Raw genomic sequence first — 26610 nt, 5'->3', positions numbered from 1 at the left:
GAGTGGACCCGGGCTGCGGCGCGGCTTTTGTCTTACCTAAAGTCCCATCGCCGAGAACAACAGCGCAGCGGTCCACATCACAATGGAGATGAGGGCGGTCCAGCGCGCGCACAGCAAATACGTCTCTCGCAGGAGCGTCGAAATCATCTTCTGCGCGACTGCTGGGGGCGGGCGGCTTTCCCTGCGCAGATAGAGCCACATCTCGGTCCGGCGATGGTCCTTGGTTCTGGCTTCGCGCGCCTTCAGGACAAGGACGAGCGTCATCGCCATGGTCAGAAATCCTCCGGCCTGAAAGGCGGCCCGCGGAATGAACGACAGGGCGATCATGACGCAGAAGATCGCAAGCGACGCAAAGCCGCAAGCGCGCAGCACCGTTTGATAGGCAAGACGGCGCATCTCTTCCATGCCGGCGCTACTCCGTCGTTCGCAAGCAAGCGGTTCAGCGTAGCGGCTGAGCCTCCCGCCCTCAACCTCGGCTAGAGCCTTTTCGGTTCTGCTTGAATCAGAACCGGGCTCCAGGTTTTTGTTTTGACGCGTTTTCTTGGCGCGAACCGGTGTTCACCCCGGATCAAGTCCGGGGCAGGCTTTCGCTGGGAAACGCTCTAGAGGCCGATCTGGAGAAAATTGCCCACGGCGGGCAGCGTCAGGAGCGCCGTCCCGGCAAGCCAGATCCAGAGGGACACGTGGTTGGATTCCGAGGCGCCGGTAACCCGCTCGTAGATGGCCGCGGGAATTCCGCCCAGGATGACGGTTGCGGTCGAAACCATCAGCGACGCGAACATCAAGGTCAGCGACAGGTTCCCGAACAGCAGCGGACCGGCCAGCGGCTTGACGTACAGCAGCGCGAAAATCAACCAGAGCTGGTTGAATATGCCGTTGATCATTCCGAAGAACGCGATGCCAATGAAATAGAAATTGCGGTTCATGACGCCGCTCCGCCGATGCGGGGGGCGAGGTTGAGCAGCAGCAGCGTGTAGTGAAACGCGACACGCAGCCAGAACAACCAGACAAAGCCGAAAAGCCACAGCAAGACCGGAGCGGCAATCTTCGGACTGACCAGCGAGACGACGGCGACCACGGGATCGGTGACCCGGCAGAAAAATCGCCAGATGTAGTTCGGCGAATCCGCATCGACCATCAGGCCGAGCAGGACACGGCCGAGCATGGTGTACATCAGCGCCGCGAGAGCGAAATTCGGCAGGTGGAAATACCAGTAAGCGGCCAGCGAACTTGAAGTACCCAAAGTCGGACTCTCCTGGTCTGCTCGAGCAATCGACGAACGGCGATATTGTGATGCGACGGCGGGCAACAATGGCAAGCGGCGGTTCTCCCCGCAAGCCGGGTCAGTCACGGTCTTGCCAAAACAAAACGGGGCCTTGTGAGGCCCCGTTTGCCGAAATGTGTAGCAGCGCTGCTAGGTCGTCTTCTCTTCGAGCACCGTCCTGCCTCGCGGCTTCCGGATGTCGTCGACATAGGCCTGCATTTCCGCCGACGGCTCCTTGTCGAGCTTGCTGACGATGTAGATGACAGCGAAGCCGAGCGGAGCGCCCAACAAGCCGCAGGCGATGTTGGTCAGGTTGAACCAGCCGACCTTGTTGGCCAGCGGGTGCGCGAGCGTCGGGAAGCTTTCCATGGCGTTTGGCAACGCCATGGCCTTGGCGATATCGACCAGCGGCGCTCCCGTGGCAGGGTTGAGCAGCGACGTCATGCCGAAATACTTGACGCCTGCGCCCGGGAAATATCGCGATACCACGAGATAGAACAGGCACAGTCCGAACCCGGCAATTCTGCCGCAGATTGCGCCTTTCGCCGTCGTGCGCTTCCACCACACTCCCATCACAAGTGCCGGGAAATTGCCGGCCATCGCCAGTGAGAATGCCCAGCCGACCATGGCCAGGATGTCCCCCGGCTTGGTGGCAGCCGTCGCAGCCGCGACCACGGCGACGATCAGCAGCAGGACGCGGGCGACGATCAGCCGGCGCGCCGTCGGCGCGTTGGGGTCGACCATCTTGTAGTAGACGTCGTGCGACAGCGCGTTTGCGATGGCGAGCAGCAGCCCGTCAGCGGTCGACAACGCTGCGGCGAGACCGCCAGCGGCCACGAGGCCCGAGATCACATAGGGAAGTCCCGCGATTTCCGGCGTGGAAAGCACGATCACGTCCGTGTTGATGACGAAGTCCTGCAGCCGGACCACACCGGGATGATCGGCAATGGCCTTGCACGCGGCAACGATCGCATCGATGCTGCTTGCATTCTTGCCGCAGATCTGGATCAGCCCGAGTTCACCCCAGTTGAACAACCACGGGCGAATGGCCGACAGATCCCGTCCGATGATGTTGGTGTACACCTCCAGCTTGGAGAACGCCGCATAGGCCGGCGCCGAGAAGTACAGCAGGAAGATGAACAGCAGCGACCACGCGACCGACTGACGTGCCTCACGCACCGAGGGGGTGGTGAAGTAGCGCATCAGGATGTGCGGCAGCGAAGCCGTGCCGACCATCATGCACATGATGATCGCGAAGAAGTTGAGCGGGGTGTAGTTGATGAAGGGCTGAATGTGCGGCTTCAGCGCTGCGGCGGTCGTCAGACCGGTCGCCAGCATTTGCTGCTCGCGCGCGGTGATGTCAACGATCGCCTGTCCGTATGTGAGCTCCGGAATCGGGAAGCCGTAGTTCTTGGTGGACAGGATCACGATCGGCGTCAGATAGGCGATGATCAGCACGATGTACTGGGCCACCTGGGTCCAGGTCACCGCCCGCATACCGCCCAGCATCGAGCAGACCAGAATGCCGACAAGTCCGGCAAAGACGGCGATTTCGAACTGCATGCCGAGAAAGCGCGAGGCAATCAGGCCGGTGCCGTAGATCTGCGCGGTCACGTAGGTGAAGGAGCAGGCAACCAGCACGATCACGCCGAGACCGCGGGCAAAGTTGCCGCCGTAACGGAATGCCAGGAAGTCGGGCACGGTATAGGCGCCGAACTTGCGCAGGTACGGTCCGATCAGGATCGATACCAGCACGAAGCCGCCGGTCCATCCGAGCACCCACGCCAGGCCGTCATAGCCGAGCAGGAACAAGGTGCCGGCCATGCCGACGAAAGAAGCCGCCGACATCCAGTCGGCGCCGGTCGCCATGCCGTTGTAGAATGCGGGCACGCTGCGGCCGGCGACGTAATATTCGGAGACCTGCGCCGTTCGCGAGAGAATGCCGATGATGGCATAGACTGCGAGAGTAAAGAACACGAAGAGGTAGCCCAGGATCTTGTTAGGGACCCCGACCTGTTCGAGCACCGCGAGCAAAATTACGAAGGCGAGAAAGCCTCCGGTGTAAATGCCGTAGACCCGGCCCAGGTTGTTGAGGAAGTCCGTTCCGCCTGCAGATTTCGTAGCCATGGTCGATCCCCTCAATCTTCCTCGGCGAAGCCGAATTCGCGGTCAATCTTGTCTTGCTGTCTCGCGAACATGTACAGCATGACCACGAACACGATCAGCGAACCCTGCGCCGCCATGTAGAAGCCGAGCGGGAAGCCGAGGACCGGAATGGTGATAGCGTTGAGCGGCTTCACGAACATGTGGATGACGAAGCCGAAGAAGAACCAGACGCCGAGATGCGTGAACATCAGGCGAGAGGTCTTCGCCCAGTGCGCCTCTTCTCTCTGTTTCAGGTTTGCAGTATCAGCCATCGGTTGCGTATCCTCCTCAAGACACCGGTCAGCAAAGCCGGGATTGAATGATCGAGGGGATTGCAATCCCGTAGTACGGCGTCCCCCCTTTGCCGCTGTCCCAACCGATCTTTTGGCGGTTTGGGAATGGGAACTTCTAACATCCCGAATGGCCAGCCTTAATAATACTTTCGGGGGGTAGAGCCTGCTAATAACAATGCTGCATTGGAATCATTGGACTTTGCAGGTACCGGATTTTTCGTACAAGCTGACCTCAAGCTGGCCGCGGGACTGGAATGCAATGAAGCTGTTCGAAAAACTGTTTCGTCCCCGTCCGCCGATTCGCGATCGCGAGGCGCTCGCGGACTTCGTCGATGCGCAGTCGGCGTTCATCGTGCAGAAGGGCATCTACGAATATTCGCGCGCCCGCGCAGGCCATTACGCCAAGGTGCTGTTTGCCGAAGAAGGCTTCGCCAAATCGGTCGAACACGCTCGCTGGCAGGCCTTTCCGCTCGGGCTGTCGATGGTCGGCGAGACGGTAGACGTCGTATTGCGTCCGCACGCCGGGGAAGAGCGCCGGGCGGTGCTCGACCAGATCATCGCGGTCGTCCTTTCGGTGTTCGACCGCTATCCGGTGCCGCCCTCGATCGGCGAGGCCGCCTGGCAGGAGGCGCGGCGCGAACTGGCGCATCGGCTCGACCTGGTCGGCGGGCACGCGCCCAAGCGGGTGATGGACATTCCCGAACCGCTGGCCGAGAGCTACTTCGCCATGATGCCGATCCACGAAAAGCTGCGCGGGCGCGATTTCCAGACCACGCGCAACTACCTGCGTGTCAGCCTGTGTAACATCCATGACGAATTGGCGGACCGCATCGATGCGGCCGCGGTGATCGGTGCGCTTTTGAAATAGGACCGTCCGAAGCCTGCCGACGCCGGGACCGTCGAGCGATGTTGGAGGGTGCGGCGGCGCGAGCGGGAGGAGTCGATGGACAGGACGGCCGGCGGGGCCCTGCTTTTGTCGCTCGACGCCGTTGTCATCGATACGGAGACGACCGGACTCGATCCGCGCAAGGCGCGGGTGATCGAGCTTGCTGGCGTGCGCCTCTCGGCCGGAAAGCTCGCAGCCGGCGATACGTTTCGCCGATTGCTGCGGCCGGCAGGGGAATCGATTCCGGCTGCAGCCACCCGCATTCATGGCATCGACGACGCTATCGTCGCGGGGGCGCCGCCGTTCGCGGAGGTCTGGCCGGGCTTCAAGGCGTTTCTCGGCGGATCCGTCGTGATCGGCCACACGGTCGGCTTCGATCTGGCGGTCCTCAAGCGCGAATGCGACCTGGCCGGCATTCCGTGGTCGCGGCCGAGAACGCTCGATACCCGGCTGCTGGCGCAGATCGCCGCGCCCGAATTGGCCGGTTACACGCTGGAGAAGCTCGCAGGCTGGCTCGGCGTCGAGACGGCCGGTCGGCACTCCGCGCTCGGCGATGCGGTCATGGCCGCACGGATATTCCTGGCGCTGGTGCCGAAGCTGCGTGAGCACGGCATCCGGACTGTTGCCGAAGCCGAACGCGCCTGTCGCGCACTTATCGCCGTGCTCGACGATCAGGTGCGCAGCGGCTGGATCGACGCTGTCGACGCCACGGCCCGCGTCGATGCCGAGGAGACGCTGCAGCGTTTCGACAGCTATGCGTTCCGCCATCGCATCCGCGGCATCATGCGGACGCCCGCGATCTTCGTCTCACCGGATACCAAGATCGGCGATGCGCTGGCGCGAATGACAGACGAGAAGATCTCGGCGGTCTACGTCAACGGGCCGCAGTCTGCGCCGGAGATCAGGGCGGCTGACGCAGGCATTGTCACGGAACGCGACGTGTTGCGCGCCTTGGCCCGGGATGGCGCCCCCGCGATGCAACGGCCGGTCGCCGAGATCATGAGCCAGCCGCTGGCGGCGGTCCCGGCGGAAGCGTTCGTCTACCGCGCTATCGGCCGGATGAATCGTCTCAAGACCCGACATCTCGGCGTCATCGACGAGAAGGGCTGCGTGATCGGCGCATTATCGGCTCGCGATCTGCTGCGCCTGCGTGCGGGCGAGGCCATATCGCTCGGCGACGAAATCGACGCCGCCGCCGACGCGCATGCGCTGGCGGCGGCCTGGGCGAAGTTGCCGCGAGTTGCGGAATTGCTTCTGGCGGAAGGATTGTCCGGCCGCGATATCGCCGAAGTCATTTCCCGCGAACTGGGCGCTCTTTCTCGCCAGGCCGCGGTGATCGCCGAGCGGATCATGCGGGAGAGCGGCCGAGGCGGGCCGCCGTGCGAGTATGCGCTGCTGGTGCTCGGATCGGCCGGACGCGGCGAGAGCTTGTTGGCGATGGATCAGGACAACGCCGTGATCTTCGCGCAGGGCGAGCCCGACGGCGAGGAGGATCGCTGGTTTGCCGAACTCGCAACGCATGTCGCCGATATCCTGCACGAGGTCGGGGTGCCCTATTGCAAGGGCGGCGTCATGGCGAAGAACGCGCTTTGGCGCGGCTCGGTGGCAACATGGCAGGATCGCGTCGACAAGTGGATCACACGTTCCAGTCCCGCCGATTTGTTGTCCGTCGATATCTTCTTCGACCTGCGGGCGGTTCACGGCGACGGCGGCCTTGCCGTTGCGGTGCGTCAGGCGGCCTTCGCGGCGGCCGAAGGCCAGGTCGCGTTTATCAAACTGTTGGTCGAGAACGTCAGCGTTCCGGCGAGCCTGAAATTTTTCGGCGGGATCCGCACGGTCGCTGGCCGTATCGACCTCAAGGCGGCCGGACTGTTTGGTCTCGTTGCATGGGTGCGCGCAATGGCAATCCGCTATCACGTCATGGAACGGTCGACGTCGGCGCGACTGGCCGGCGTGAAGGCGAGGGTTCGGGCCAGCGAGAGCGATCTCGATGCGCTTGGCGAAGCCCAGGGCACCTTTCTCGATCTCATCCTGTCGCAGCAGGTTGAGGACATCGCCCACGGCATCCGGCCTTCCAACGCGGTTGCCGTGAAGCGATTGTCGGGCCGCGACCTAGATCGGCTGCGTACGGCACTTGCTGCTGTCTCCACCATCGATGAGCTCGGCCGCGACCTCCTGTTCAGGGGTTGACGCAACGCGTCTTTTCGAAAGCGAAGCATTTTCTCCGAGTTCCCTGTGGCTCGGCCGGCGCGGCGCAAATCCCGAGTTTGTTCATTTTTTTGCGCTGCACCATTCGAAGGAAATTGGTGCCGATTAACTGCTTTTGCGCGACGTGGGAAAGGTTGCCTTGCAAGTCGCTTCCCGACAGTGGACAATAAAATTGCTGTCAATCAGCAACGACTTGCATGCTTTCCCGACCTCTTGTCGGCGCCCGGAACAGATGATCGCTGCTGCCAATACCCACCTCGTCATCGCCGATGACCATCCGCTCTTTCGCGACGCTCTGCGGCAGGCGGTTGCCAGTGTCGTGGCTTCGGCCGCCATCAGCGAAGCCGGCACGTTCGATGAACTCACCGCGCTGCTCGAGCGGGATTCCGACGTCGACCTGATCCTGCTCGATCTCACGATGCCGGGGATTTCGGGCTTCTCAGGGCTGATCTACCTGCGGGCGCAATATCCGGCGATCCCGGTGGTGATCGTGTCGGCGAGCGACGATGCGGGCACGATCCGGCGGTCGCTCGATTTCGGCGCCTCCGGTTTCATCCCCAAGCGCTTCGGCGTCGAGACACTGCGCGACGCCATCATGAAGGTGATGGAGGGCGACGTCTGGGTGCCGCCGGACACCGATCTCTCGTCGGCCACCGACCCCGACATGACGCGGCTGCGCGACCGCCTGGTGACGCTGACCCCGCAGCAGGTGCGGGTGCTGATGATGCTGTCGGAGGGGCTGCTCAACAAGCAGATCGCCTATGAGCTCGGCGTCTCCGAAGCGACCATCAAGGCGCACGTCTCGGCGATTCTGCAGAAGCTCGGCGTCGAAAGCCGGACGCAGGCGGTGATCGCGGCGGCGAAAATCTCCGGCGGCCAGTGGCGCCAGGGCACGCCGACGGGGTGATCGTGTATGGCTGGGTCGGGACGGGCGCTGCTGTTCGACATCGACGGCACGCTGGCTGATACGGATGCGCTCCATCTGGAAGCGTTCAACCAGGTATTTGGTCCTCATGGTCACATTTTCGATCGCGAGCGCGCTTCGAAAGAGCTGATGGGTTTTTCCAATGCTTCCATCAGCGAGCGATTTTTGCCGGACCATTCGCCGGAGCGTCAGGTGGCCATTATCGCAGAGAAGGAAGAAACCTTCCGCAAGCTTGCTTCGGGGCAAATTCAGCCATTGCCGGGCCTGATGCGGTTACTTGACCGCGCGGATCGCACCGGTATTTCCATGGTGGCGGTGACGAACGCGCCCCGGCTCAACGCCGAAATGATGCTCATGGGACTTGGCATCATGCATCGGTTCAAGGCTGTCATAATCGGCGACGAGCTTGCGCACGGAAAGCCACACCCCATGCCGTATCTGGAGGGTTTGCGCGCAGTCGGCGCCGCGCCCGGCCGGTCGCTCGCATTCGAGGATTCCCGGTCCGGCGTTCAATCCGCTTCGGCGGCCGGTATCGCGACGATTGGAATACGGACGAGCCTCGGCCATGACGATCTGATCGCTGCGGGTGCGGTCTGCACGGCCGAAAGCTTTGACGACCTCGAACTGATCAGACGGGTTGGCGCTGCCATGAACTGGTGAGCGGCGTTGAATGTGCGACGAGGTGATGCGCTCCATCCATGCTCGGGTTTAAGAGGCGACCATCAAGGCCCATGTCTGGGCGATCCTCCAGACGCTTGCCGCCGCGTGATCCGGTACGCGCAGCGACGAGCGCCAGCGAGAATATGATCGATGCGCTCAACGGTCACGTCGGTCCCCAGTACCGCGCGGAAGACCGCAAGTTCCGAACGACAGAGACCTTGGCAAGCGGTCGCTGCCGCGCAAATCGGGCAGTGGTTTTCGATCAATAGAAAGCTGTCTCGGGTGTCTTTGGCCACGCTCGCCATGTAGCCTTCACGGCTTCGAATCCGTGCGAGGGCCGCCAGCTTTTGACGAAGCGAACCTTGCGCCCCGACGACTTTGCGGTAGCTGGCGACGGTCGCACGCTCGCGGTGCTCGATCAGCCTTTCCCGGCCCTCGTCTCCAAAGACGTCGCGCATGGATTGCAATAAATCCAGGGTCAAATCGGAGTGACGGTCGGGGAACCGCTCGTGGCCGCGCTGCGTCAACCGCCAGTATTTCCTTGGCCGCCCGCGCCCTTCGCGTTGGTCCTCGCTCTCTACCAAGCCTGCTGCTTCAAGCTTGAGGAGATGCTGGCGCGCGCCGGCCGGGGTCATGTCAAGGCGCGAGCCGACGTCGGCGGCGACCTGCGGTCCGCGCGTCTTCAGGTGAAACAGGATGCGATCCTGACTGCGGTCTTGGTCTTGACTCACGTGCCTATTTTAGAAACAAAATGCTATCTAAAATAACCCGGCTGTCTATTGCTGGCAACTCCCAGCGCGTTCGTCCGGAGGGAGGCCGCCGACATGGAGCAGGACTCAATCCGGGAGGGATGGCGATCGCTCTTCAAACCGGAACGGATTCCGATACTCGCTATCCTGCTCGGCGGGGTGCTGCTGCAATCCATGAACGTGTTGATGCTGACGACTGTGCTGCCATCCATCGTTGGTGAACTCGGTGGCGTCGCAATGTTGAGTTGGCCGACCACCGCCTATCTTGCCTCCTCTATCGTCGCGGCAAGTTGTGCTGGCGTGCTTGCGACCGCGGTTGGCTCCCGGACAGCCTATTGCGCGGGGGTAACGATATTCGGCTTCGGCGCGTTGCTTTGCGCATTGGCCCCGGCGATGGGCTGGATCGTTGTCGGCAGGCTCATTCAGGGATTCGGCGGCGGCCTGGAGGCTGCCGTCGCCTATGTGCTGGTCCGCGGAACGTTTCCGGAGTCGGCCTGGTCACGGACGATTGCACTGATGTCGACCAGTTGGAGTATGTCGGTCCTGATCGGCCCCCTCGTCGGCGGGGTGTTCGCCCATTTTGGTAGCTGGCGCAGTGCCTTTGTCGCGGCCGCGCTTATCGCCGTTGCCCTGGCAATAAGCGCCTTCTTCATCTTACCGTCTGTGACGGCCCGTAGAACGTCACCCCTGCGCGTGCCCGCCGGACGGGTCGCTCTGATCTGTCTTGCGATTGCTGCAACGTCCGCCGCATCTGTCGTTGTGACACCGCTTGCAAAATCGGGGCTGATCGTCGCGGCCATCGTCTTGCTCGCGGCGATGTTGCGGCTCGACCGTTTGTCGATGACCCGGCTGCTGCCGAGCGACGCGTTTTCATGGCGCACACAAACGGGTGTCGGGCTATGGCTTGCGCTGCTGCTCTGCATCACCTTCAGCCCGCTTCAGATCTACGTGCCCATGTTCCTGCAGCAGTTGCATGGCTTCGATCCGCTCTCGGCCGGCTTTGCCGTCGCCAGCGCCTCGCTGGCGTGGACCATTGCCTCGCTTGCAACCGCCGGGGCGTCGGTACGCTGGCCGGATCGATTGATGTTGACCGGGCCGGCAACCATGGGACTGAGCCTGATGGCCATCGGGCTTCTCGTGCCTGACGCTACGGTCTCGGCATTCCTGCTGGTCCCGGCAATCGCCATGCTGGGTGCGGGCATCGGCCAATGTTGGCCCTTCGTCGCGCACCGGATTATGGACAGCGCAAAGGCGGGCAACGAGGTAGTCGCGGCATCGTCGGTCCCGACGGTCCAGCAGATGGGCTTTGCATTCGGTGCGGCAATAGCAGGGCTGATAGCGAATGCCAGCGGACTATCGGCTGCAATTCCGGACGAGGGAATGGCGCGCGCCGCTTTCTGGGTGCCAGCCGGCTTTGTCGTGTCCGCGATGCTCGCTTTCCTGACAGGGCTGCGCTTGCGCTCCTTGCGCAAGCCCTGGTGTGTCTCGCCAGCCGGCCAATAGCGAACATCGAAAGGAAGTAGATCGCTACTCCGCCGCGACCAACTGCTGCGCGCGCCACTGGCCGAGCAGGGCGCGGAGCGAGGCTGGCTTGACCGGCTTGTTGAGGATCGCGACATCTTCCTCGCGCGCGGCGGCGCGGACGTTCGGGCTGCGATCGGCCGTGATCAGGATCGCGGGAATGTTCTCGCCGAAGCGGCGACGGATCTCGCGGATCGCGGCAACGCCGTTGCCGCGGTCGAGATGATAGTCGACCAGAAGGCCGGTCACGCTGTGGCCGGACGATTCGATCGCAGCGATCGCGGCTTCCGGGTCAGCTACCGCGATCACCTCGGCGTTCCAGGCCGTCAGCAATGTCTTCATACCGTCGAGAATCGCCGGATCGTTCTCGATGCAGACGATCAAGGCGCCACTCATAGGCATCTTGGAAAGCGGCGTCGCGCTGGTGACGGCGTGGGTGTAGTTGACCGCCTTGGCGACCGGCACGGTCACCGAAAATACCGAGCCGCCGCTGACGTTGGCGTCGATCGCGATGCCGTGGTTGAGCACGCGCGCCAGCCGCTCGACGATCGATAGGCCGAGACCGAGGCCGCGGGCGATCCGTGCGCCCTGCTCGAGGCGGTGGAATTCCTTGAAAATCTCGCCGCGCTTCATCACGGGAATGCCGACGCCGGTATCGTAGACGGCGATCTGCAGGGATTGTCCGTGGCGGCGGCAGCCGACCAGCACGCGCCCGCGCGGGGTGTATTTGATGGCGTTCGAGATGAAATTCTGCAACAGCCGCCGCAGCAGCGAGCGGTCGGATTGCACCGGCAGCGAGCAGGGGACGAAGGTCAGCTCCAGCCCCTTGGCGCGGGCGATCGGCGCAAACTCGATCTCCAGCGAGCGCATCAGGTCGGCCATCTTGAAGCTCGAGATCGAGGTCGTCATTGCCCCCGCATCGAGCCGCGAGATGTCCAGCAGCGCGCCGAGGATCTCCTCGATCGCCTCCAGCGAGTCGTCGATGTTTTCGACCAGGCGGGAATCCTCGCCGCCGTTCTGCCGCTCGACGAGGCTCGTGACGTAGAGCCGCGCCGCGTTGAGCGGCTGCAGGATGTCGTGGCTGGCTGCGGCGAGGAACCGGGTCTTCGAGATGTTGGCGTCCTCGGCGGTGCTCTTGGCCAGCGCCAGTTCGGAGTTCAGGCGGGTGAGTTCCTCGGTGCGGTCGCGCACGCGCTTTTCCAGCGTCGCATTGGCGCGCTCCAGCGCCTCGGCGGCCTCGAAGCTCGGGGTCACGTCGGAGAAGGTGATGACGAGGCCGCCGCCCGGCATCCGGTTGGAGCGGACCTCGATCACCATATGGCGATCGGCCAGGCGCTCCAGATAGGGCTCGCCCTCGGTGGTGTAGGCCTCCAGCCGCCGCGCCAATAGCGTATCGGGATCGCCGGCGCCGGATGCGCTGACCGCGCCCATGAATTCGAGGATTTCCTGCAAGGGAATGCCGAACTGCACGAGGTGCGGCGGCAGCGCGAGAATTTCGTCAAACTGGCGGTTCGAGCAGATCAGTTGCAGATCGGCGTCGAACACCGCGATGCCCTGGCGCACATGGTTGAGCGCGGTCTGCAGGATCTCGCGGTTGAAATGCAGCGCGGCGTGCGAATCGTCGAGCAGCTTCAGCGCGGCCTTGGCGGAGACGGTGCGCTTGCGCAAGAGAAGCGACATCACGAGGCGCGAGGAGGCCGCGCCGATCGAGGAGGCGATCAGGCGCTCGGCGTATTGCAGCAGCTCGAAATCGGCAGGTGCCGCCGGATCGAGGCTGCCGGGATGACCGGCCGCAAAGGTCTCGAAGGCCTGGGCCGCGCGCTCGGGGCCGAGATATTGCGCCACCGTGCTCTGGATGTCCTGCACGGTCACGGTCGTGCGCCAGCGCCGGAACGTCGGGGCGATCGGCGCCAGCGTGTTCGGCACGAACAGGTCCGCCTGCAGCCGTTCGATCGAGGACGGCTGACGCGCGAGCGACATCACGACATAGGTCAGGATGTTGAGCGCGAGCGACCAGAACACGCCATGCATCAGCGGCGGCAGCTCGGTGCCGAGCAGCGCTTGCGGACGTAGTGCTGTGATGCCGAACGGCCCCTGCTGCAGCAGCAGAAGGCCGGCCGTACTGCCCTCCAGGAAACTCGGCAGGAACAGCGTGTAGAGCCACACGGCGATGCCGACCAGCATGCCGCCCATCGCCCCGCGTGCGGTTCCCTGGCGCCACAGCAGGCCGCCGAAGAACGCCGGCGCGAGCTGCGCCAGCGCCGCGAACGACAGCAGGCCGATCGCCGCCAACTGGGTGTTGCCGAGCGCGCGGTAGTAGAAATACGCCATCACCATGATGGCGAAGATCGCCAAGCGCCTAATCTTGAGCAGGAAGTCGCCGAAATCCTTGCTGCCGTAGCGCGCCCCGGGACTTCCCTTCAGCACCATCGGCAGCACGATGTCGTTGGAGACCATGATGGAGAGCGCGACGCATTCGACGATCACCATCGCGGTCGCGGCCGACAGGCCGCCGACGAACACGGCGATGCTGAGCAGCGCGGAATTGGCCTCGATCGGCAGCGCCAGCACATACATGTCGCTGTCGACGGCGCCGAACGGGAAGGTGACGAGACCGGCGATCGCGATCGGAATCACGAACAGGTTGATGGCGATCAGATAGAGCGGAAACAGCCAGCGGGCGCGATTGACCTCCTCGAGACTGGAATTCTCGACCACGCTGACGTGGAACTGGCGCGGCAGCAGCATGATCGCGCAAAACGACAACAGCGTCATGGTCAGGAAATTGCCGATCGACGGCACGTAGCTGATGGCGCGCACTGCCTCCGGTGTCTTCATCGCGCGCTCGATCAGTTCGACGGGCGTGAACATCCAGAAGGTGACGAACGCGCCGGCGGCGATAAAGGCCACCAGCTTGACGATGGACTCGGTGGCGATCGCCAGCATCAGGCCGTGCTGATGCTCGGTGGCGTCGGTCTGGCGGGTGCCGAACAGCACCGCGAATGCCGCCATCGCCAAGGTGACGACAAGCGCGATGTCGCCGATCAGCGGGATCGACGAGAACAGCTTGTCCTCGGTCAGGATCGTTTCCAGCGACGAGGCCACCGCCTTGAGCTGCAGCGCGATGTAGGGCACCGAGCCCACGATCGCGATGACCGCCACGGTGGCGGCGACCGCCTGGCTCTTGCCGTAGCGCGCCGCGATGAAGTCGGCGATCGAGGTGATGTTCTGCGACTTGGCGAGCTGGATCACGCGCCGCAGCAGCGGCGTGCAAAGCCCGATCATCAGGATCGGCCCGACATAGATCGCGAGGAAGTCGACGCTGGTGCGGGTGGCGAAGCCGACCGAACCGAAGAAGGTCCAGGAGGTGCAGTAGATCGCCAGCGACAATGGGTAGATCAGCATGCTGGCGCGGCCGCGCTGGCTCGGCGACAGGCGGTCGCCGTAGCTGGCGACGACGAACAGCAGTCCGATATAGGCGAACGCGGTGGCGATTACGCCCCAGTCGTGCAGCATCGCTCTCGGGTCTCCCTATCCCGGCGCTTGGATTGCGGACGTGTGTTCGTCACGCCAGCCGGACGTAAACGCCATGGCCGGAAGAGGTGAATATAGACGCTTTGGGCCGGCAGCGCACGACGCCACCGGCCCAATTCGAAGGGATCAGGAGGGTAGGGTTACTCGGCCGCCAGCGATTTCTGCCTCACGGGCAGCCCGAGGCGGTCCCAGACCTGCAGCAACGCTTCGGCGAGCCGATCGATCAGCCCGTCATCGTGGTAGGGCGAGGGCGTGATCCGCAGCCGCTCGGTGCCCTTGGCGACCGTCGGATAGTTGATCGGCTGGATGTAGATGCCGTGCTCTTCCAGGAGGATGTCGGAGGCCTGCTTGCACTTCTCGGGATCGCCGACGAACAGCGGCACGATGTGGGTGTCGCTCGACATCACGGGCAGCCCGGCAGCATTGAGGATCGCCTTGACCCGGGCGGCGCGGTCCTGGTGGCGCTCGCGTTCCCAGTTCGAGGTCTTCAAATGCCGGATCGCAGCCGTTGCGGCCGAGCAGATCGCCGGCGGCAGCGCGGTGGTGAAGATGAAGCCCGGCGCGTAGGAGCGAACCGCGTCGATGATCTCGGCCTTGCCGGCGATATAGCCGCCGAGGCAGCCGAACGCCTTGGCGAGCGTGCCTTCGAGCACGTCGATGCGGTGCATGACGCCGTCGCGCTCGGCGATGCCGCCGCCGCGCGGGCCGTACATGCCGACCGCATGGACCTCGTCGACATAGGTCATGGCGCCGTATTTCTCGGCGAGATCGCAGATTTTGGAAAGCGGCGCGACATCGCCGTCCATCGAATAGAGGCTCTCGCAGGCGATCAGCTTGGGCCGGTCGGGGCCCGCAGCGATCAACAGTTCCTCGAGATGGGCGAGGTCGTTGTGACGGAAGATCTGGCGCTCGCAGCCGGCCTGGCGGACGCCCTCGATCATCGAATTGTGGTTCAGCGCGTCAGATAGAATGAGGCAGTTCGGAATGAGCTTTGCGATCGTCGAAATGCCGGTCTGGTTCGAGACGTAGCCCGAAGTGAACAAGAGCGAGGCCTGCTTGCCATGCAGGTCGGCCAGCTCCTGCTCGAGCTGCACCAGCGGATGATGGGTGCCGGCGATGTTGCGGGTGCCGCCGGCGCCGGTGCCGACGCGGGTCGCGGTTTCGACCATGGCGCCGACCACTTTCGGGTGCTGGCCCATGCCGAGATAGTCGTTGGAGCACCAGATCACGACATCGCGCCTGCCCTTCGGCGAGTGCCAGACCGCATGCGGGAAACGGCCCGCGATCCGCTCGAGGTCGGCGAAAACGCGGTAGCGCCGCTCGTCATGCAGGCGGTTGAGGGCGGCGTGGAAGAATTTGCTGTAATCCATCACAAGACCTGGAACGGAACCGGCCGTATTGGCGTGGGGCCTTTTTAGAGCCTTTCCAGCTTTGATGTCTATGCGAATTCCCACATTTCGGCACCCCTCCGGAATGCTACTTAGCCGGACCAAATGTTGATCCGGATCAACGCGCTAGGTGAGTAGCGGTCCGCGTGGCTGGACCATCCGGCGCGGCTTTGGTCGCTGCGTTTCAGGTAGTGCGGAACCGCAACACGCCGTCGCTCACCTCTGATGTCAGGCGGCCCTCGACCAGCATGTAGTTGACGTGGGCGACCAGTTCGCCGGCGGCAAAGCCCATCTGGTGCTCGTCCAGCACATGCTTGTGGAAGACGACCGGCACCAGCTCCTTCGAGGTCTGCGGCACTTCGCGGCAGGCTTCCGCGATCAGCCGGCAGCGGTCCTCGTGGTGGTCGGCGAGTTGCTTGATGCGGGTCTTCAGCCCGTAAAACGGCACGCCGTGGCCGGGTAGCACCATAACATCGTAAGGCAGCGTGGTGGTGAGGCTCGCCAGCGACGCCAGATATTCCCCGAGCGAGTTCTGGTCGGGCTCGACGGCCCAGACACTGACGTTCGGCGAAATCTTGCTCAGCACCTGGTCGGCGGAGAGGAATAATTTGTCGGCGGCGCAGTACAGCATCACCTGGTCGAGCGCGTGGCCGCCGCCGGTGATCACCTTGAAGCGGCGGGTGCCGATCACGACCTCGTCGCCATGCGAGATGCGCCGATAGGACGGCGGCAGCACCGAGACGCGCTTCAGATAGTCCTGGCCGCGGCCGAGCAATTTGTCGGTCAGACCCTCGTCCATGCCGTGGCGGCGGAAGAACAGCCGCTGCGCGTTGCGCCGCTCCTCGGTGCCGCGATTCTGGTGATAGACCGATTGCAGGTATTCGACCTGCGACATCTGCAGCGGACAGTCGAAGCGCTCGACGATCCACCCGGCAAGACCGACGTGATCGGGATGCGAATGGGTGACGATCAGCCGCGTGATCTTCACGTGCCGCAGCGGGCCCTCGAACAGGGTGGTCCAGGCCGCAATGGATTCCTCATTACCGAAGCCGGAATCGACCATCGCCCAGCCATCGCCATCGGCGAGCAGATAGATGTTCACGTGGTTGAGCCGGAACGGCAGCTTGAGCCGGACCCAGAGCACGCCGGGCACCACCTCGACGACCTGATCGTGGCCCGGGTGGCTTTCGAAGGGGTACCGCAGTGCCTCGGCCGAGGACTGCACCGTGTCGGTTTTCGAATGCATGCTACCGGCTTAGCGGTAGAGGCGGCGCCGCGCTAGCCGAAAAAAGTGCTGGCTGTCATTCCGGGATGGTCCGAAGGACCAGACCTCAGGTGCGCAATTGCGCACCGGGGAATCTCGAGATTCCGGGTTCTATGCTTCGCATAGCCCCGGAATGACGAGCGTGGGGCGACTACGCCGCCCTGATATTCGACAGGAACGCGTCGATCTCCTCGCGCAGCACGTCGGCCTCGCGGCGCAGCGCGTCGGAGGCGGTCAGCACCTGGCCGGCGGCGGTTCCGGCTTGCGCCGAGGCGCTGGAGACGCCGACAATGTTGCTGGAGACTTCGCTGGTGCCGCCCGCGGCATGCTGGATGTTGCGCGCGATTTCGCGCGTCGCCGCACCCTGCTCCTCGACCGCGGCCGCGATCGCGGTGGTCACCTCGTTGATCTCGCTGATCGTGGTGCTGATGTTGCGGATCGCGGAAACCGCGGTCTCCGTCACCGTCTGCATGCTGACGATCTGCTGGCGGATCTCGTCGGTGGCCTTCGCGGTCTGGTTGGCGAGGCTCTTCACCTCGGAGGCGACCACGGCAAAGCCGCGGCCGGCATCGCCGGCGCGTGCCGCTTCGATGGTCGCATTCAGCGCCAAAAGGTTGGTCTGCGAGGCGATGGTCTGGATCAGGTCGACCACCACGCTGATCCGCGCCGCGTTATCCGCAAGCCCCTGCATGGTGGCGTCGGTCGCACCGGCGTCGTCGACCGCCTTGCGGGCGATCTCCGCCGAGGTGATGACCTGGCGGCCGATCTCCTCGATCGAGGAGGACAATTCCTCGGTGCCTGACGATACGGTCTGCACATTGGCCGAGGTCTGCTCGGCGGCGGTCGCAACCGCGGTCACCAGCGCGCTGGACTGATCGGCGGTCGCCGACATGCTTTGCGCGGTCGATTGCATCGAGCCCGCCGCGGTCTGCAGGCTGTCGAGCGCGGTGCGGACGGTGCTTTCAAACTCGACGATGCGGGCTTCCATGCGGGAGGCGCGCTCCGACTTGACGATGCGGTCCTTGTCCTGCTCGGCGGAGAGCGCGCGGCTCTGGATCATGCTCTCGCGGAACACCTGCAGCGAATCCGCCATGACGCCGATCTCGTCCTGCTGGTGGGTCTGATAGACCTCAGTTTCGAGGTCGCCGCTGGACAGCAACTGCATCGAGTGCTGCAGATTGCTGATCCGCCGCAGGATGTTGCGGCCGACATAGAGCCAGACGAACAGGATCGAACCGACCAGCGTCGCCACGCCGAGCGCGAGCATGACCATGGTCCCGAACGAGATCTCCTGACGCGCCTGCCAGGCCGCAGCGTCGGTTTCTTTCTGCACGCCATCGACCAATTGCTGGACGCTGATGCCGAGGCCGACGTTGAGCTTGCGGGTTTCCTCCAGAATGGTCTGGCCGAAATCGTCCGCGTCAAGCTCCTGCTGGCGGACCTTGAAGACGCCGGTCTTGCCGTCGGCAAGCGCCAGCAAGTCCAGGGTCGCTTTGCGGACGACATTCATCGCCGTGGTCGTGGGCAGCTTCTCGACATTCGACTTCACGCGCGCCTGCGCGGTGCGGAATTCCCTCCCGATGGCCTCCAACGTATCGCCGCTGGTGGCCGACAACGCGGCGATCATGTCGAACGCCATCAGATTGCCGCTGGCGGCGATGTCGGCGAGCTGGTCGGCCGTCCTGTGGGCCTTGATGGCGTCGGCCTGCGAGAAGTTAGGGGCGGCGTAGATGCTGTAGAGTTCGGTCTGGGCGTCGATCGCGGCAGGGCCGGCGGCGGCAATGAAGCGCCGTTGAGCCTTGCGCACCGAATCGTATAGTTTTTCGTGCTGGGCGGCCAGTTCGAGCCGCTCGCGCGCTGCCGCACCGAGACTCTTGATCACCTCATCGATGTTCTTCATGTTCTCGTTGAGCGCGGCAACGACCGCCTTGTCGGCGCCGAGTTCGACGATCACGCCGAGCTTCTGCAGCGCGACCGTCTGGGTCTCCTTCATTTTCATGGTGCGATCGTTCAGCGCCTGCTCGCTGCGCGCAGCCAGCAGCGCCGGCCCCTGGCTGGCGAGGCTCGCGCTCTGCGCCGAGAGCTGAAGGCTGGCGGCGAGGCGGGGAATATCCCGTCCGCTTAAGTCCACCATGGTCCCGCCAAGCCGCCCGAGCATCAGTCCGGCGCCGGCAGAGATGATGATCGCCATGCCGGCGATCACGGCGAAGGCGGCAAACAGACTGCCCCTGACGCCGAAGCGAATACCCTTGGTCCCTGATTTGAATAACGCCATCTGCCCGCTGCCCCGTCCACGCTACCTTGGGATGTTTCGGGCGGCAGTATCGCGATACCCGGTTAACAAGTTTGGAAAAACGGCACTTTTTTCGCCATAATTTTAGCGGCAGGCAGCTTGCCGTACTGGGTTTTTCCGCGAACCGGAAAATGTGGGGCGCCGAACCAAAACAAAAAAGGCCGGCGTGAAAGCCGGCCTTCTGTAATTCTTAGTTGAAAGCGCTCAGTAGCGCGCCACCACGGGGCTCGCGAAGTTGAAGCGATAATTGACGCCGAGCTTCAGCGTGTGGTCGTCATTGTGGAAGCTTCCGAACGGCGCCAGCGCCGCAGGGGAAACGAAGCGGCTGCTGCCGAAGTCGTAATACATGTACTCGCCTTTGACCGCCCAGTTCGGGGCGAACATGTACTCGACGCCGGCGCCGACGGTGTAGCCGTGGCTGTGGTTGCCATCGAGCAGGAAGGGGATCGGCGCGCCGGCGAGCGTCAGCCTCTCGCGGTTGTCGGAGTAGGCGTAGCCGCCTTTGACGTAGAGCAGGCCCGGACCCCAGGTGTAGCCGATGCGGGCGGTGACCGAGCCGAGGCCGCGCTGATCATTGGTGTAGACGTAGCCGCCGGGGAAGGTGGCGGTGAGGTTATTCTTGCCGAGCCAGGAATACTGGCCCTCGGTGCCGAGCACCCAGTTCGGCGCGAACTGCCAATCGAGGCCGGCCTGAACGCCGCCGAGCAGTCGGGCGCTGGAGTCGCTCAGCACCGCGCCGTTGAAGTCGTGGCTGCCGCTGAAGGCGGCGCCGAGATGGCCGCCGATATAGAAGCCGGTCCAGTTGTAGATCGGCGCCGCATAGGCAGGCGCCTTGTTGTAATAACGGCCTGCGCCGAGGTCGGCGCCAAGGGCGGGTGCGGCGGCGGTGAGAGCAGCGAAGGCCACGAGGGCGGCGAGGATCTTTTTCATTGTGTTGGTCTCCGAAAACCGTTCGGCGACACCCTCGTGCGGGGCGTCATCCATCGCCACGCACATAGACAGCTTTTATCTAAAATGCTGTCACTCCCGGGTGACAGCGGGTGGTAACCCAACCCATTGGCAGACAGCCGTTTTCTGTACTTAATGAAGGCCTAATCAAAGGTAACGAAAGGCTTAATTTTCGCTAGCTCCGCAAGTCTCAGGCAAGCTTTGCTTAACCAATGCGGCGACGCACGTCGCTGCGCATCTGCTCGCGGAAGGCTTGCCGCCGCGCCGGGCGATCTTTCGCCGGCACGTCGTGGCGGTCGAACACGTTGAACATTTCGAGGATCGGGTAGTGGTCGCTGGCCATCGCAAGAATGCGCAACAGCTCCGCCACCGGCCCGGTCGGACCGGTGACCTCCCATTTACGGATGGTGTCGGCGCCATCCCCGGCCGGCAACCCGCAGAGCTTGGCCATATCGGCCACCGACAGCGGCTGGCCGATGGCCTCACCGAGATGCTGACGAAGTTTCTTCAGTTCGGCTCCGGTCACGGCTTCCCCATTACAAATCGACATCTGTGAAGTGCGTCACACACCGCATCGGGCGTGAGGGCTATACGCAGCCTATTAGGTTTCCTGATGAGGAGGTAACCATGCGCCGATTACTTGAAAGCCTTACCCCCCGGGCCCGCCAGATTTATTGGAAATTGGTTGGCGGCATGTTCGCCCTTTATGTCGTGCTGATGCTCACGGCTGCAGGCGTATTCGTCAGTCACGATTCATCACGCAAGCTGGCGCATGAACCCGCCACGACCGTGGCAACCGACAGCAAGCAACGGCCCATCACCGAGGTCCCGGCGTCAATCCGGCAAGCCGCGAGGTATTGAGGCCGGCTGCCGCGTTCAGACGCCGATCGCGTTCCGCGCTACCACGTCGCGATAGAAGGCGATGCTCAGTTTCGGCGTCCGGCGCTGCGTCTCGAAGTCGACATGGTAGAGCCCGAAGCGCTTCTCGTAGCCATAGATCCATTCGAAATTATCCATCAGGCTCCAGAGGAAGTAGCCGCGGACCGGCACGCCTTCCGACGTCGCGCGCTGCAATTGCCGCAAGTAATTGCGCAGATACATGATGCGATCGAGGTCGTAGACCTGGCCGTCGGCGCGAAGCTTGTCTTCCGACGAGGTGCCGTTCTCGCTGATATAGATCGTCTCGATGTTCCAGACCTTTGCCGCCAGCCGCGGCGCCCAGTAGATCGTCTCCGGCCCCACGCGCAGCCATTCCGAATTCATGTGTGGGAAGGAAGCGGGAAACGGCAGCACGCTCCAGCCCGGCGCTTTGTCGGAAGCGGCGATATAGAACTGCGGCGCATAGATATTGAGGCCGACGAAATCGTTCGGCTGCGAAATGATCTTCAATTCATCAGCGGTGAATTTCGGCGCGTTCTTGCCGGCGAACCGAAGAAATCCGTCGGTGTATTTGCCTTCCAGGATGACGCCGAGAAAGCCCGAGTTCAATTCGCGCGTCGCCGTTTCGGCTGCGCGAACGTTTTCCGGCGTGTCGAATGCCGGCACGCAGGCCGCGATGTTTTCGGCCGGCCCCACTTTGGTGCCTTTGCGTCCATGGGCGCGGATCGCCTGGACGGCGAGGCCATGCGCCAGCGCCACATGGTGGCGGACTTGGTTAACCTCCGCATCGGGCAGTTTGAGCCCGGGGGCATCGATGCCCCAGCCATAGCCGAAATTCACGAACCTTCCGGCTTCGTTGATCGTGAAGATCGACCGGACGCGATCGGACAGGCGCGCCGCCACATGGCCGGCATAATCGCCGAACGCTTTTGACGTTTCGCTGGATCGCCAGCCGCCGACCTTGTCCTCGAGCGCCTGCGGCAGATCCCAGTGATAAAGCGTCCCGTATGGCTCGATGCCGTTCTTGAGGAGTTCGTCGACGAGCCGGTCGTAGAAGTCGAGGCCCTTTGGGTTCGGCTTGCCCGTTCCTTCCGGAAACACCCGCGGCCACGCGATCGAAAACCGGTAGGCCCTCGCGCCCAATTCCCTGATAAGGCCGATGTCTTCCTTGTAGCGGTGATAGTGTTCGTTGGCGCGGTCGCCGCTGGTGCCGTCCTCGATCTTGCCGGGCGTGTGCGAGAACGTGTCCCAGATCGAGCGGCCGCGGCCGTCTTCGTTAACGGCGCCCTCGATCTGATAGGCCGACGTCGCGGTGCCCCAGACGAAGTCTTTCGGAAAGCTCGCCGGCGCGGGCCGGTCGGATGCCGGTTGCGCGGCGGCATCGGCTGGCGCTGCAGCAATGCCCAGCGCGGACAAGCCCGCAAGCTTTGCAAAATGCCGGCGCGAGAATTTTCCGAACATCATTGTCTCCGGTCAGCGTTCGTCGATTTGGTAGGCGGATATCCTGTCGATCTCGAATGCGACAATATTGGGAGATTCGCCATCGACGAATCCCACGCCCTCGAGAGTCTTCGAGCCCATCGCAAGGTTCACGATCATGTACATGGGTTCGTGGAAGCCGACCGGGACCTTGATCTCGGAGACCGGCTGTCGGTCGATGAAATAGGTTATGCGATCCGGCTGCCACAGCACGCCGTAGTCGTGGAACGCCGTCGGGGCGTCCGGCACAATGAAGTCAAATCCGCAGCGTTCCACGCGCTGCGTCTCCGGTATCCGCCAATGCGTCGTCATCACGATGTCGCCGGGCCGCTGGCCGCGACCCTCCATGATGTCAACTTCCGGCGGCCAGCCGCCGTCATCGGCGAGCATCCAGAACGCCGGCCACACGCCGGTGCCGACCGGCACCTTGGCGCGGATTTCGAAATATCCGTACTTCTGGGCAAACCGGCTCTGGGTCGTCAGGATGCCCGAGATATATTCGTTGTTGAACAGTACGGTCTTCAGCGCTGGCGGGGTCCGGCTGGCGACGATCGAGAGAACGCCGTCTTTGACCTTGAACGGATCGAGGCCGAGCGGCGTTGTTTCGCGCCCGCCATAACGCGGATCGACATAGATCTGCTGTTCGCCATTGTAGCTGGTCTTGCGCCTGAAGTCGGAGCCCTCGCCACCCCAGTAACGCGCTACCGGCCAGGCAGCGCCGCCGGCGTAGTACGGCGCCCATCTTTCATCCAGCAGCGGATGCGCGTCGAAATCATCGTGAAAGGTCCGGTGCAGCGATACCGATGCAAACGATGCGGGGTTCGGCGTCTCGACGCGGCGGCAGCGCTCGCCGAGCATGGCGGTCGCGACCTGCAGCGTGAGTTTGGCCGTCGCGCCGGCGAGATTGGCTTGCGCTGACGCCTGGCCGGTGAACAGACTGCCGGTCAGCGCCAAAGCGCACAGCATCAATCTCTCGGTCCGCCGTTCGCCTGGGGACGACTGGAGATCATTCACGGACCATGCCCTCGATCTGACGGTCTGCGGACGAACGGCGTGCGTACCTCGTTTGAGGTACGTAGTTATACGAGGTGGATACTTAACGGCAAGGTAGCCCTGATATCCCAGAATGGGGTGCGTTAGAGCGCCTGATGTCGATGGCGCCGAGTGCGGGCTCGGCCTTTCGAACCATCGATCGTTCAATTTGTTTTCAGTTCTCCAAGGTTGAGAGACGGTTTCTTCAATATTGGTGCGTACGGACTTTCTCGAATGCTCGTCTATTATGTCACAGACGAACCGACGAAGTTGCCTGCAGTTCGTGCGATGTTCGAGCCGCAGCACGCCGTGGTGCCCTGGTTGCTGGGCGGCGACGGCACCCGGATCAGGTCGCATGGCGTGCTGATGGTCGACGTCGACCTGCGGCAGATGCCGCGCGTCGATCAGCTCAGGTTCATATTGCAGGACCTCGCCCGCATTCCCGAAAAACTGTTCGTAGTCCACAACCTCTCGCGCTCGATGGTAGCGCAGGCCTATGCGCTCGGCGCGACCGCGGTCCTTTCACGCGCCAAGGAAGCAATTCCCAAGGTTGCGCAGATCGAAGCGGTGGAAGCGGCCTCGGAGGGCAATGCCGCGGTTCCGGCATCGGAGATGGACGACGGTGTGGCCGCCTTCGCCTCGATGTTTTCGAATGTGCGCCTTGGCAGGCCGGTGAAAGTTGCCGATGCGAAGCGTGCGACGTCGAAGATCATCCAGCGCGTCGGGCAGGATGGCCTTTCGGCATGGCTCGACGAGGTGCGCCGCTATCACGAGGGCACGTTTCAGCATTGCCTGCTCGTCACCGGCGTTGCGGTCGGCTTCGCGCTCGATATCGGGTTCTCCGGCACAGATGTATCGCGGCTCGGAATGGCGGCGACCCTTCACGACATCGGCAAGGCGCGGATCCCGCTGTCGATTTTGGACAAGCCGGGACGCCTCGACCCCGACGAGGAGGAGATCATCAAGCGCCACCCCGTGATCGGATATGAACTGCTGAAGGGCGTATCCGGCATCAGCCCGGAGATTCTGGACGGCGTGAGGCACCATCACGAATATCTCGATGGCTCGGGTTATCCGGACGGACTGAAAGCCTCGCAGATTTCCGATCTGGTCCGGTTGCTGACGATCTCGGACATCTTCGCCGCGCTTATCGAGTCGAGGTCATACCGGCCGCCAATGCCGCGGCCCGCCGCCTACCAGATCCTGTGCGGCATGGAGGGCAAGCTCGAAGGATCGCTGATCCGGGCGTTCCGCAACGTCGCACTCGGGCCGGGATGAGGCTGCGGGATGACCCGCGGCGCTGATTTCCGGGGCAAAGCAGTCTAGTTGCGGGCGGGGTAGAAAGCAGGTCCCAGCCGAATCGATTACATTCGCTACATGAGCAAACTGGGAACGCAATTCGAATTGGCGGTATCCGACGTTGTTCGTGAATACGATCCAACCGCTAATGTTCGGCGAGGTGAGTGGGTCATAGGGCCGGATGGTCGCAGAGAGTTGGACGTCCTAGTCGAAGGCACCGTTGACGGCGTTTTCCGCCGGACTCACATAGAATGTAAAGACTATAATCCCGCCCGGGGTCCAATTGGTATTGCCATTGTTGACGGGTTGGAATCCAAGCATCGAGATTTGCAATTTGATGTATCGTTACTGTGTAGCAACGCGGGCTTTACGATTGATGCAATCCGAAAGGCAAAGCGATCGCGAATCGGCCTAATCGGAGTCTTGCGCAAAAGTGATCCAAGGATTCGCTATCGGGTAGTCGACGAGATCTATATTCGACGAATTGATTTTGTTGCAAACAGTGGGGAGTACAAGTTTGATTTTTCCCATCCGGTCAAATTCCCGGCAGGGACGGATTCGAAGGAGATATTGTTTGCGGGCCTTCCCGTCGAAAATTGGCTCACAAATCGCGCGCTGTTATTCGTTAGCGCCAATCAGGTCGTAAAAGGCGTCCACCGGCTAAAGTATCGTTTCAAATTTCCGATCCAGATGGCTGTTCGCGGGGGCAGTGTGTTCGCGAACGGATGTCAGGTGAAGTTTGAGCTTAAAGGCAGCTGGATTGGTCGACGAATAGAAATTAATGCGAGTTCTGGGCTTTATGATTGGATTCGACGAACGGTTCGACTGGGGCCCGGCAACAATACGCTCGAATACAAAGGCGTGAAATTTGGTTCGGGTGGGATACCTATCGAGTACCCTCCTAATTTTTCCAATGGTCTCCCCCCGCTGCAGGAAGGGGAGACTACAACTTCCATTCTTGACTTAGGTGGCCTGAAGGTGCCCGACCGGTGGGACATTCCTGACCTTGATAGGTTCGTTATATACGAAGACCTAACTTTGATTTGTAGCGACCTGTCGCCTGACGCCTATCGCTCCAATTAACGCGCGCCTGCCGGGGAACGCTTAGAGCCTGAGCGCGTCACAGCGATGTCGCCAGTCCGAGAAGGGATGGTGCTGCCAGACAGGATTGAACTGTCGACCTCTCCATTACCAATGGAGTGCTCTACCACTGAGCTACGGCAGCATGCCCGGTAATCAGGGAATCGGCCCTAAGGGCCCCTACAGGCGGCCGGTTCTTGCCACAAGGGCCCCGCTGGTGCAAGCGCGCGGGCAGGCTTGGAAAGCACCAAAATGGGGTAAAATTCGGCGCCGGCGATCAGGACCTGAGGCAATTGGGCAACTTCGGGCCTTGCTCCGGTTCCCGACCTGCCTTGAGCGGTCGAATCCTGGCTTCCGCTACTTGTCGCGGGGTTCGGTACGGTGGCGGGCCGGGCGTGAGTGCGGCATGGCTGATCGAAAGCGACTATCTTCGAAATGGCGGCGTCGCTGACGCCGTTTTGAACAAGGCATGTTCGGCGGACTGACGATGACGGGTGATCAAGGCAAGGGCGCAGGAAAGACCGGCGCTGATGTGAAGGATTCACGACGGGACCGGTTGAAGCTGGCGCTGCGCGAAAATCTCAAGCGGCGGAAGTCGCAGGCGCGTGGGCGCAGTGATTCCAGCGCATCTTCCGAAACCCCCAGTGTCTCCCTAGATGACGCCAGCGGAGAAAAGCAGGGCCAGTAGCGTAGGGGGAATCCCCGATCGCTCGCCGGCGGCCTGACAGTTCTCCGCGTAGTTCCTGTTCTTTCCCTGGGCGGT

23 protein-coding genes and 1 tRNA gene are annotated in these 26610 nt (G+C 62.8%); 9 read left to right on the top strand and 15 right to left on the bottom strand.

Annotated elements, in window-relative coordinates; genetic code table 11:
- Positions 1-36: 36 nt before the first annotated feature.
- The 5 genes from V1292_RS05025 to V1292_RS05005 all read right to left on the bottom strand — a co-directional run bounded on the left by V1292_RS05025 (position 37) and on the right by V1292_RS05005 (position 3681).
- Positions 37-405 (bottom strand): hypothetical protein, encoded by a 369-nt coding sequence (locus V1292_RS05025; protein WP_334370738.1) that lies wholly within the window; start codon positions 403-405, stop codon positions 37-39.
- Positions 406-602: 197 nt separating this feature from the next.
- Positions 603-926 carry a hypothetical protein gene (locus tag V1292_RS05020; RefSeq protein ID WP_334370737.1) on the bottom strand — a complete coding sequence of 108 codons (324 nt, stop codon included), beginning with the start codon at positions 924-926 and terminating at the stop codon, positions 603-605.
- Positions 923-1243 carry a hypothetical protein gene (locus V1292_RS05015; protein WP_334370735.1) on the bottom strand — a complete coding sequence of 107 codons (321 nt, stop codon included), beginning with the start codon at positions 1241-1243 and terminating at the stop codon, positions 923-925. Before V1292_RS05015 ends, V1292_RS05020 begins: the two co-directional genes overlap by 4 nt.
- Positions 1244-1414: 171 nt before the next feature.
- Positions 1415-3391 carry a sodium:solute symporter family protein gene (locus tag V1292_RS05010; protein WP_334370733.1) on the bottom strand — a complete coding sequence of 659 codons (1977 nt, stop codon included), beginning with the start codon at positions 3389-3391 and terminating at the stop codon, positions 1415-1417.
- A gap of 11 nt (positions 3392-3402) precedes the next feature.
- Positions 3403-3681 (bottom strand): DUF4212 domain-containing protein, encoded by a 279-nt coding sequence (locus V1292_RS05005; protein WP_334370731.1) that lies wholly within the window; start codon positions 3679-3681, stop codon positions 3403-3405.
- A gap of 280 nt (positions 3682-3961) precedes the next feature.
- Here V1292_RS05005 and V1292_RS05000 point away from each other — a divergent pair, with 280 nt between their 5' ends.
- The 4 genes from V1292_RS05000 to V1292_RS04985 all read left to right on the top strand — a co-directional run bounded on the left by V1292_RS05000 (position 3962) and on the right by V1292_RS04985 (position 8381).
- On the top strand, positions 3962-4570 hold the full coding sequence (locus V1292_RS05000; RefSeq protein ID WP_334370730.1) for a hypothetical protein: 609 nt from the start codon (positions 3962-3964) through the stop codon (positions 4568-4570).
- 75 nt (positions 4571-4645) lie between these two features.
- Entirely contained in the window at positions 4646-6778 is a 2133-nt protein-coding gene (locus V1292_RS04995; RefSeq protein WP_334370729.1) for a DUF294 nucleotidyltransferase-like domain-containing protein, read from the top strand.
- A gap of 253 nt (positions 6779-7031) precedes the next feature.
- Positions 7032-7703 (top strand): response regulator, encoded by a 672-nt coding sequence (locus V1292_RS04990; protein WP_161856257.1) that lies wholly within the window; start codon positions 7032-7034, stop codon positions 7701-7703.
- 6 nt (positions 7704-7709) lie between these two features.
- Positions 7710-8381 (top strand): HAD family hydrolase, encoded by a 672-nt coding sequence (locus V1292_RS04985; protein WP_334370727.1) that lies wholly within the window; start codon positions 7710-7712, stop codon positions 8379-8381.
- 62 nt (positions 8382-8443) lie between these two features.
- Here the strand turns inward: V1292_RS04985 and V1292_RS04980 are convergent, their stop codons facing one another.
- Entirely contained in the window at positions 8444-9112 is a 669-nt protein-coding gene (locus V1292_RS04980) for a helix-turn-helix transcriptional regulator (protein WP_334370725.1), read from the bottom strand.
- A gap of 93 nt (positions 9113-9205) precedes the next feature.
- On the opposite strand from V1292_RS04980, the gene V1292_RS04975 reads away from it, so the two are divergent.
- Complete coding sequence (locus V1292_RS04975; protein WP_334370723.1) at positions 9206-10633, top strand: MFS transporter; 1428 nt, start codon at positions 9206-9208, stop codon at positions 10631-10633.
- A gap of 24 nt (positions 10634-10657) precedes the next feature.
- On the opposite strand, the gene V1292_RS04970 is transcribed toward V1292_RS04975, so the two are convergent.
- The 6 genes from V1292_RS04970 to V1292_RS04945 form a co-directional block, all read right to left on the bottom strand.
- Entirely contained in the window at positions 10658-14167 is a 3510-nt protein-coding gene (locus V1292_RS04970; RefSeq protein ID WP_334370721.1) for a hybrid sensor histidine kinase/response regulator, read from the bottom strand.
- Between the two features lie 158 nt (positions 14168-14325).
- Entirely contained in the window at positions 14326-15555 is a 1230-nt protein-coding gene (gene hemA, locus V1292_RS04965; RefSeq protein WP_334370719.1) for a 5-aminolevulinate synthase, read from the bottom strand.
- Between the two features lie 202 nt (positions 15556-15757).
- Entirely contained in the window at positions 15758-16819 is a 1062-nt protein-coding gene (locus V1292_RS04960) for an MBL fold metallo-hydrolase (protein ID WP_334370717.1), read from the bottom strand.
- Between the two features lie 169 nt (positions 16820-16988).
- A complete protein-coding gene (locus V1292_RS04955; protein WP_334370715.1) occupies positions 16989-19112 on the bottom strand; it encodes a methyl-accepting chemotaxis protein in 2124 nt (707 codons plus the stop codon).
- Positions 19113-19334: 222 nt separating this feature from the next.
- Positions 19335-20060, bottom strand: coding sequence for an outer membrane protein (locus tag V1292_RS04950; protein ID WP_334370713.1), 726 nt, complete (start codon positions 20058-20060; stop codon positions 19335-19337).
- Positions 20061-20283: 223 nt separating this feature from the next.
- Entirely contained in the window at positions 20284-20604 is a 321-nt protein-coding gene (locus V1292_RS04945; protein WP_334370711.1) for a helix-turn-helix domain-containing protein, read from the bottom strand.
- A 101-nt stretch (positions 20605-20705) separates the two neighbouring features.
- Here V1292_RS04945 and V1292_RS04940 point away from each other — a divergent pair, with 101 nt between their 5' ends.
- Entirely contained in the window at positions 20706-20939 is a 234-nt protein-coding gene (locus V1292_RS04940) for a hypothetical protein (protein WP_334370709.1), read from the top strand.
- 15 nt (positions 20940-20954) lie between these two features.
- Here the strand turns inward: V1292_RS04940 and V1292_RS04935 are convergent, their stop codons facing one another.
- The gene (locus tag V1292_RS04935; protein ID WP_334370708.1) at positions 20955-22418 is read right to left on the bottom strand and encodes a GH1 family beta-glucosidase; all 1464 of its coding nucleotides are present in this window, start codon (positions 22416-22418) and stop codon (positions 20955-20957) included.
- Positions 22419-22430: 12 nt separating this feature from the next.
- Positions 22431-23402, bottom strand: a complete 972-nt coding sequence (locus V1292_RS04930) for a glycoside hydrolase family 16 protein (RefSeq protein ID WP_334370706.1) — start codon at positions 23400-23402, stop codon at positions 22431-22433.
- 300 nt (positions 23403-23702) lie between these two features.
- Between V1292_RS04930 and V1292_RS04925 the strand changes: the two genes are divergently transcribed.
- Together V1292_RS04925 and V1292_RS04920 are read left to right on the top strand one after the other, a co-directional pair.
- Positions 23703-24746 (top strand): HD-GYP domain-containing protein, encoded by a 1044-nt coding sequence (locus V1292_RS04925; RefSeq protein WP_334370704.1) that lies wholly within the window; start codon positions 23703-23705, stop codon positions 24744-24746.
- A 99-nt stretch (positions 24747-24845) separates the two neighbouring features.
- Positions 24846-25850, top strand: coding sequence for a hypothetical protein (locus V1292_RS04920; protein WP_334370702.1), 1005 nt, complete (start codon positions 24846-24848; stop codon positions 25848-25850).
- A gap of 67 nt (positions 25851-25917) precedes the next feature.
- Here the strand turns inward: V1292_RS04920 and V1292_RS04915 are convergent.
- Positions 25918-25992: transfer RNA gene (locus V1292_RS04915), tRNA-Thr, on the bottom strand.
- 342 nt (positions 25993-26334) lie between these two features.
- On the opposite strand from V1292_RS04915, the gene V1292_RS04910 reads away from it, so the two are divergent.
- Positions 26335-26535: a hypothetical protein gene (locus tag V1292_RS04910; RefSeq protein ID WP_334376940.1), complete on the top strand. Its 201-nt coding sequence runs from the start codon at positions 26335-26337 to the stop codon at positions 26533-26535.
- Positions 26536-26610 lie beyond the last annotated feature (75 nt).

Source organism: Bradyrhizobium sp. AZCC 1719 (assembly GCF_036924525.1).
Taxonomy (GTDB): domain Bacteria; phylum Pseudomonadota; class Alphaproteobacteria; order Rhizobiales; family Xanthobacteraceae; genus Bradyrhizobium.
This window is presented reverse-complemented; position numbering and strand designations above follow the sequence as displayed.

Excerpts from the sequence above, each read along its gene's own strand:
- V1292_RS05010 (WP_334370733.1), bottom strand. The coding sequence starts at position 3,391 with ATGGCTACGAAATCTGCAGGCGGAACGGACTTCCTCAACAACCTGGGC.
- V1292_RS04940 (WP_334370709.1), top strand. The coding sequence starts at position 20,706 with ATGCGCCGATTACTTGAAAGCCTTACCCCCCGGGCCCGCCAGATTTAT.
- V1292_RS05005 (WP_334370731.1), bottom strand. The coding sequence starts at position 3,681 with ATGGCTGATACTGCAAACCTGAAACAGAGAGAAGAGGCGCACTGGGCG.
- V1292_RS05025 (WP_334370738.1), bottom strand. The coding sequence starts at position 405 with ATGGAAGAGATGCGCCGTCTTGCCTATCAAACGGTGCTGCGCGCTTGC.
- V1292_RS04975 (WP_334370723.1), top strand. The coding sequence starts at position 9,206 with ATGGAGCAGGACTCAATCCGGGAGGGATGGCGATCGCTCTTCAAACCG.
- V1292_RS04920 (WP_334370702.1), top strand. The coding sequence starts at position 24,846 with ATGAGCAAACTGGGAACGCAATTCGAATTGGCGGTATCCGACGTTGTT.
- V1292_RS05020 (WP_334370737.1), bottom strand. The coding sequence starts at position 926 with ATGAACCGCAATTTCTATTTCATTGGCATCGCGTTCTTCGGAATGATC.
- V1292_RS04970 (WP_334370721.1), bottom strand. The coding sequence starts at position 14,167 with ATGCTGCACGACTGGGGCGTAATCGCCACCGCGTTCGCCTATATCGGA.
- V1292_RS04955 (WP_334370715.1), bottom strand. The coding sequence starts at position 19,112 with ATGGCGTTATTCAAATCAGGGACCAAGGGTATTCGCTTCGGCGTCAGG.
- V1292_RS04925 (WP_334370704.1), top strand. The coding sequence starts at position 23,703 with ATGCTCGTCTATTATGTCACAGACGAACCGACGAAGTTGCCTGCAGTT.
- V1292_RS04985 (WP_334370727.1), top strand. The coding sequence starts at position 7,710 with ATGGCTGGGTCGGGACGGGCGCTGCTGTTCGACATCGACGGCACGCTG.
- hemA (WP_334370719.1), bottom strand. The coding sequence starts at position 15,555 with ATGGATTACAGCAAATTCTTCCACGCCGCCCTCAACCGCCTGCATGAC.
- V1292_RS04910 (WP_334376940.1), top strand. The coding sequence starts at position 26,335 with ATGACGGGTGATCAAGGCAAGGGCGCAGGAAAGACCGGCGCTGATGTG.
- V1292_RS04995 (WP_334370729.1), top strand. The coding sequence starts at position 4,646 with ATGGACAGGACGGCCGGCGGGGCCCTGCTTTTGTCGCTCGACGCCGTT.
- V1292_RS04930 (WP_334370706.1), bottom strand. The coding sequence starts at position 23,402 with ATGCTGTGCGCTTTGGCGCTGACCGGCAGTCTGTTCACCGGCCAGGCG.
- V1292_RS04935 (WP_334370708.1), bottom strand. The coding sequence starts at position 22,418 with ATGTTCGGAAAATTCTCGCGCCGGCATTTTGCAAAGCTTGCGGGCTTG.
- V1292_RS04950 (WP_334370713.1), bottom strand. The coding sequence starts at position 20,060 with ATGAAAAAGATCCTCGCCGCCCTCGTGGCCTTCGCTGCTCTCACCGCC.
- V1292_RS05000 (WP_334370730.1), top strand. The coding sequence starts at position 3,962 with ATGAAGCTGTTCGAAAAACTGTTTCGTCCCCGTCCGCCGATTCGCGAT.
- V1292_RS04960 (WP_334370717.1), bottom strand. The coding sequence starts at position 16,819 with ATGCATTCGAAAACCGACACGGTGCAGTCCTCGGCCGAGGCACTGCGG.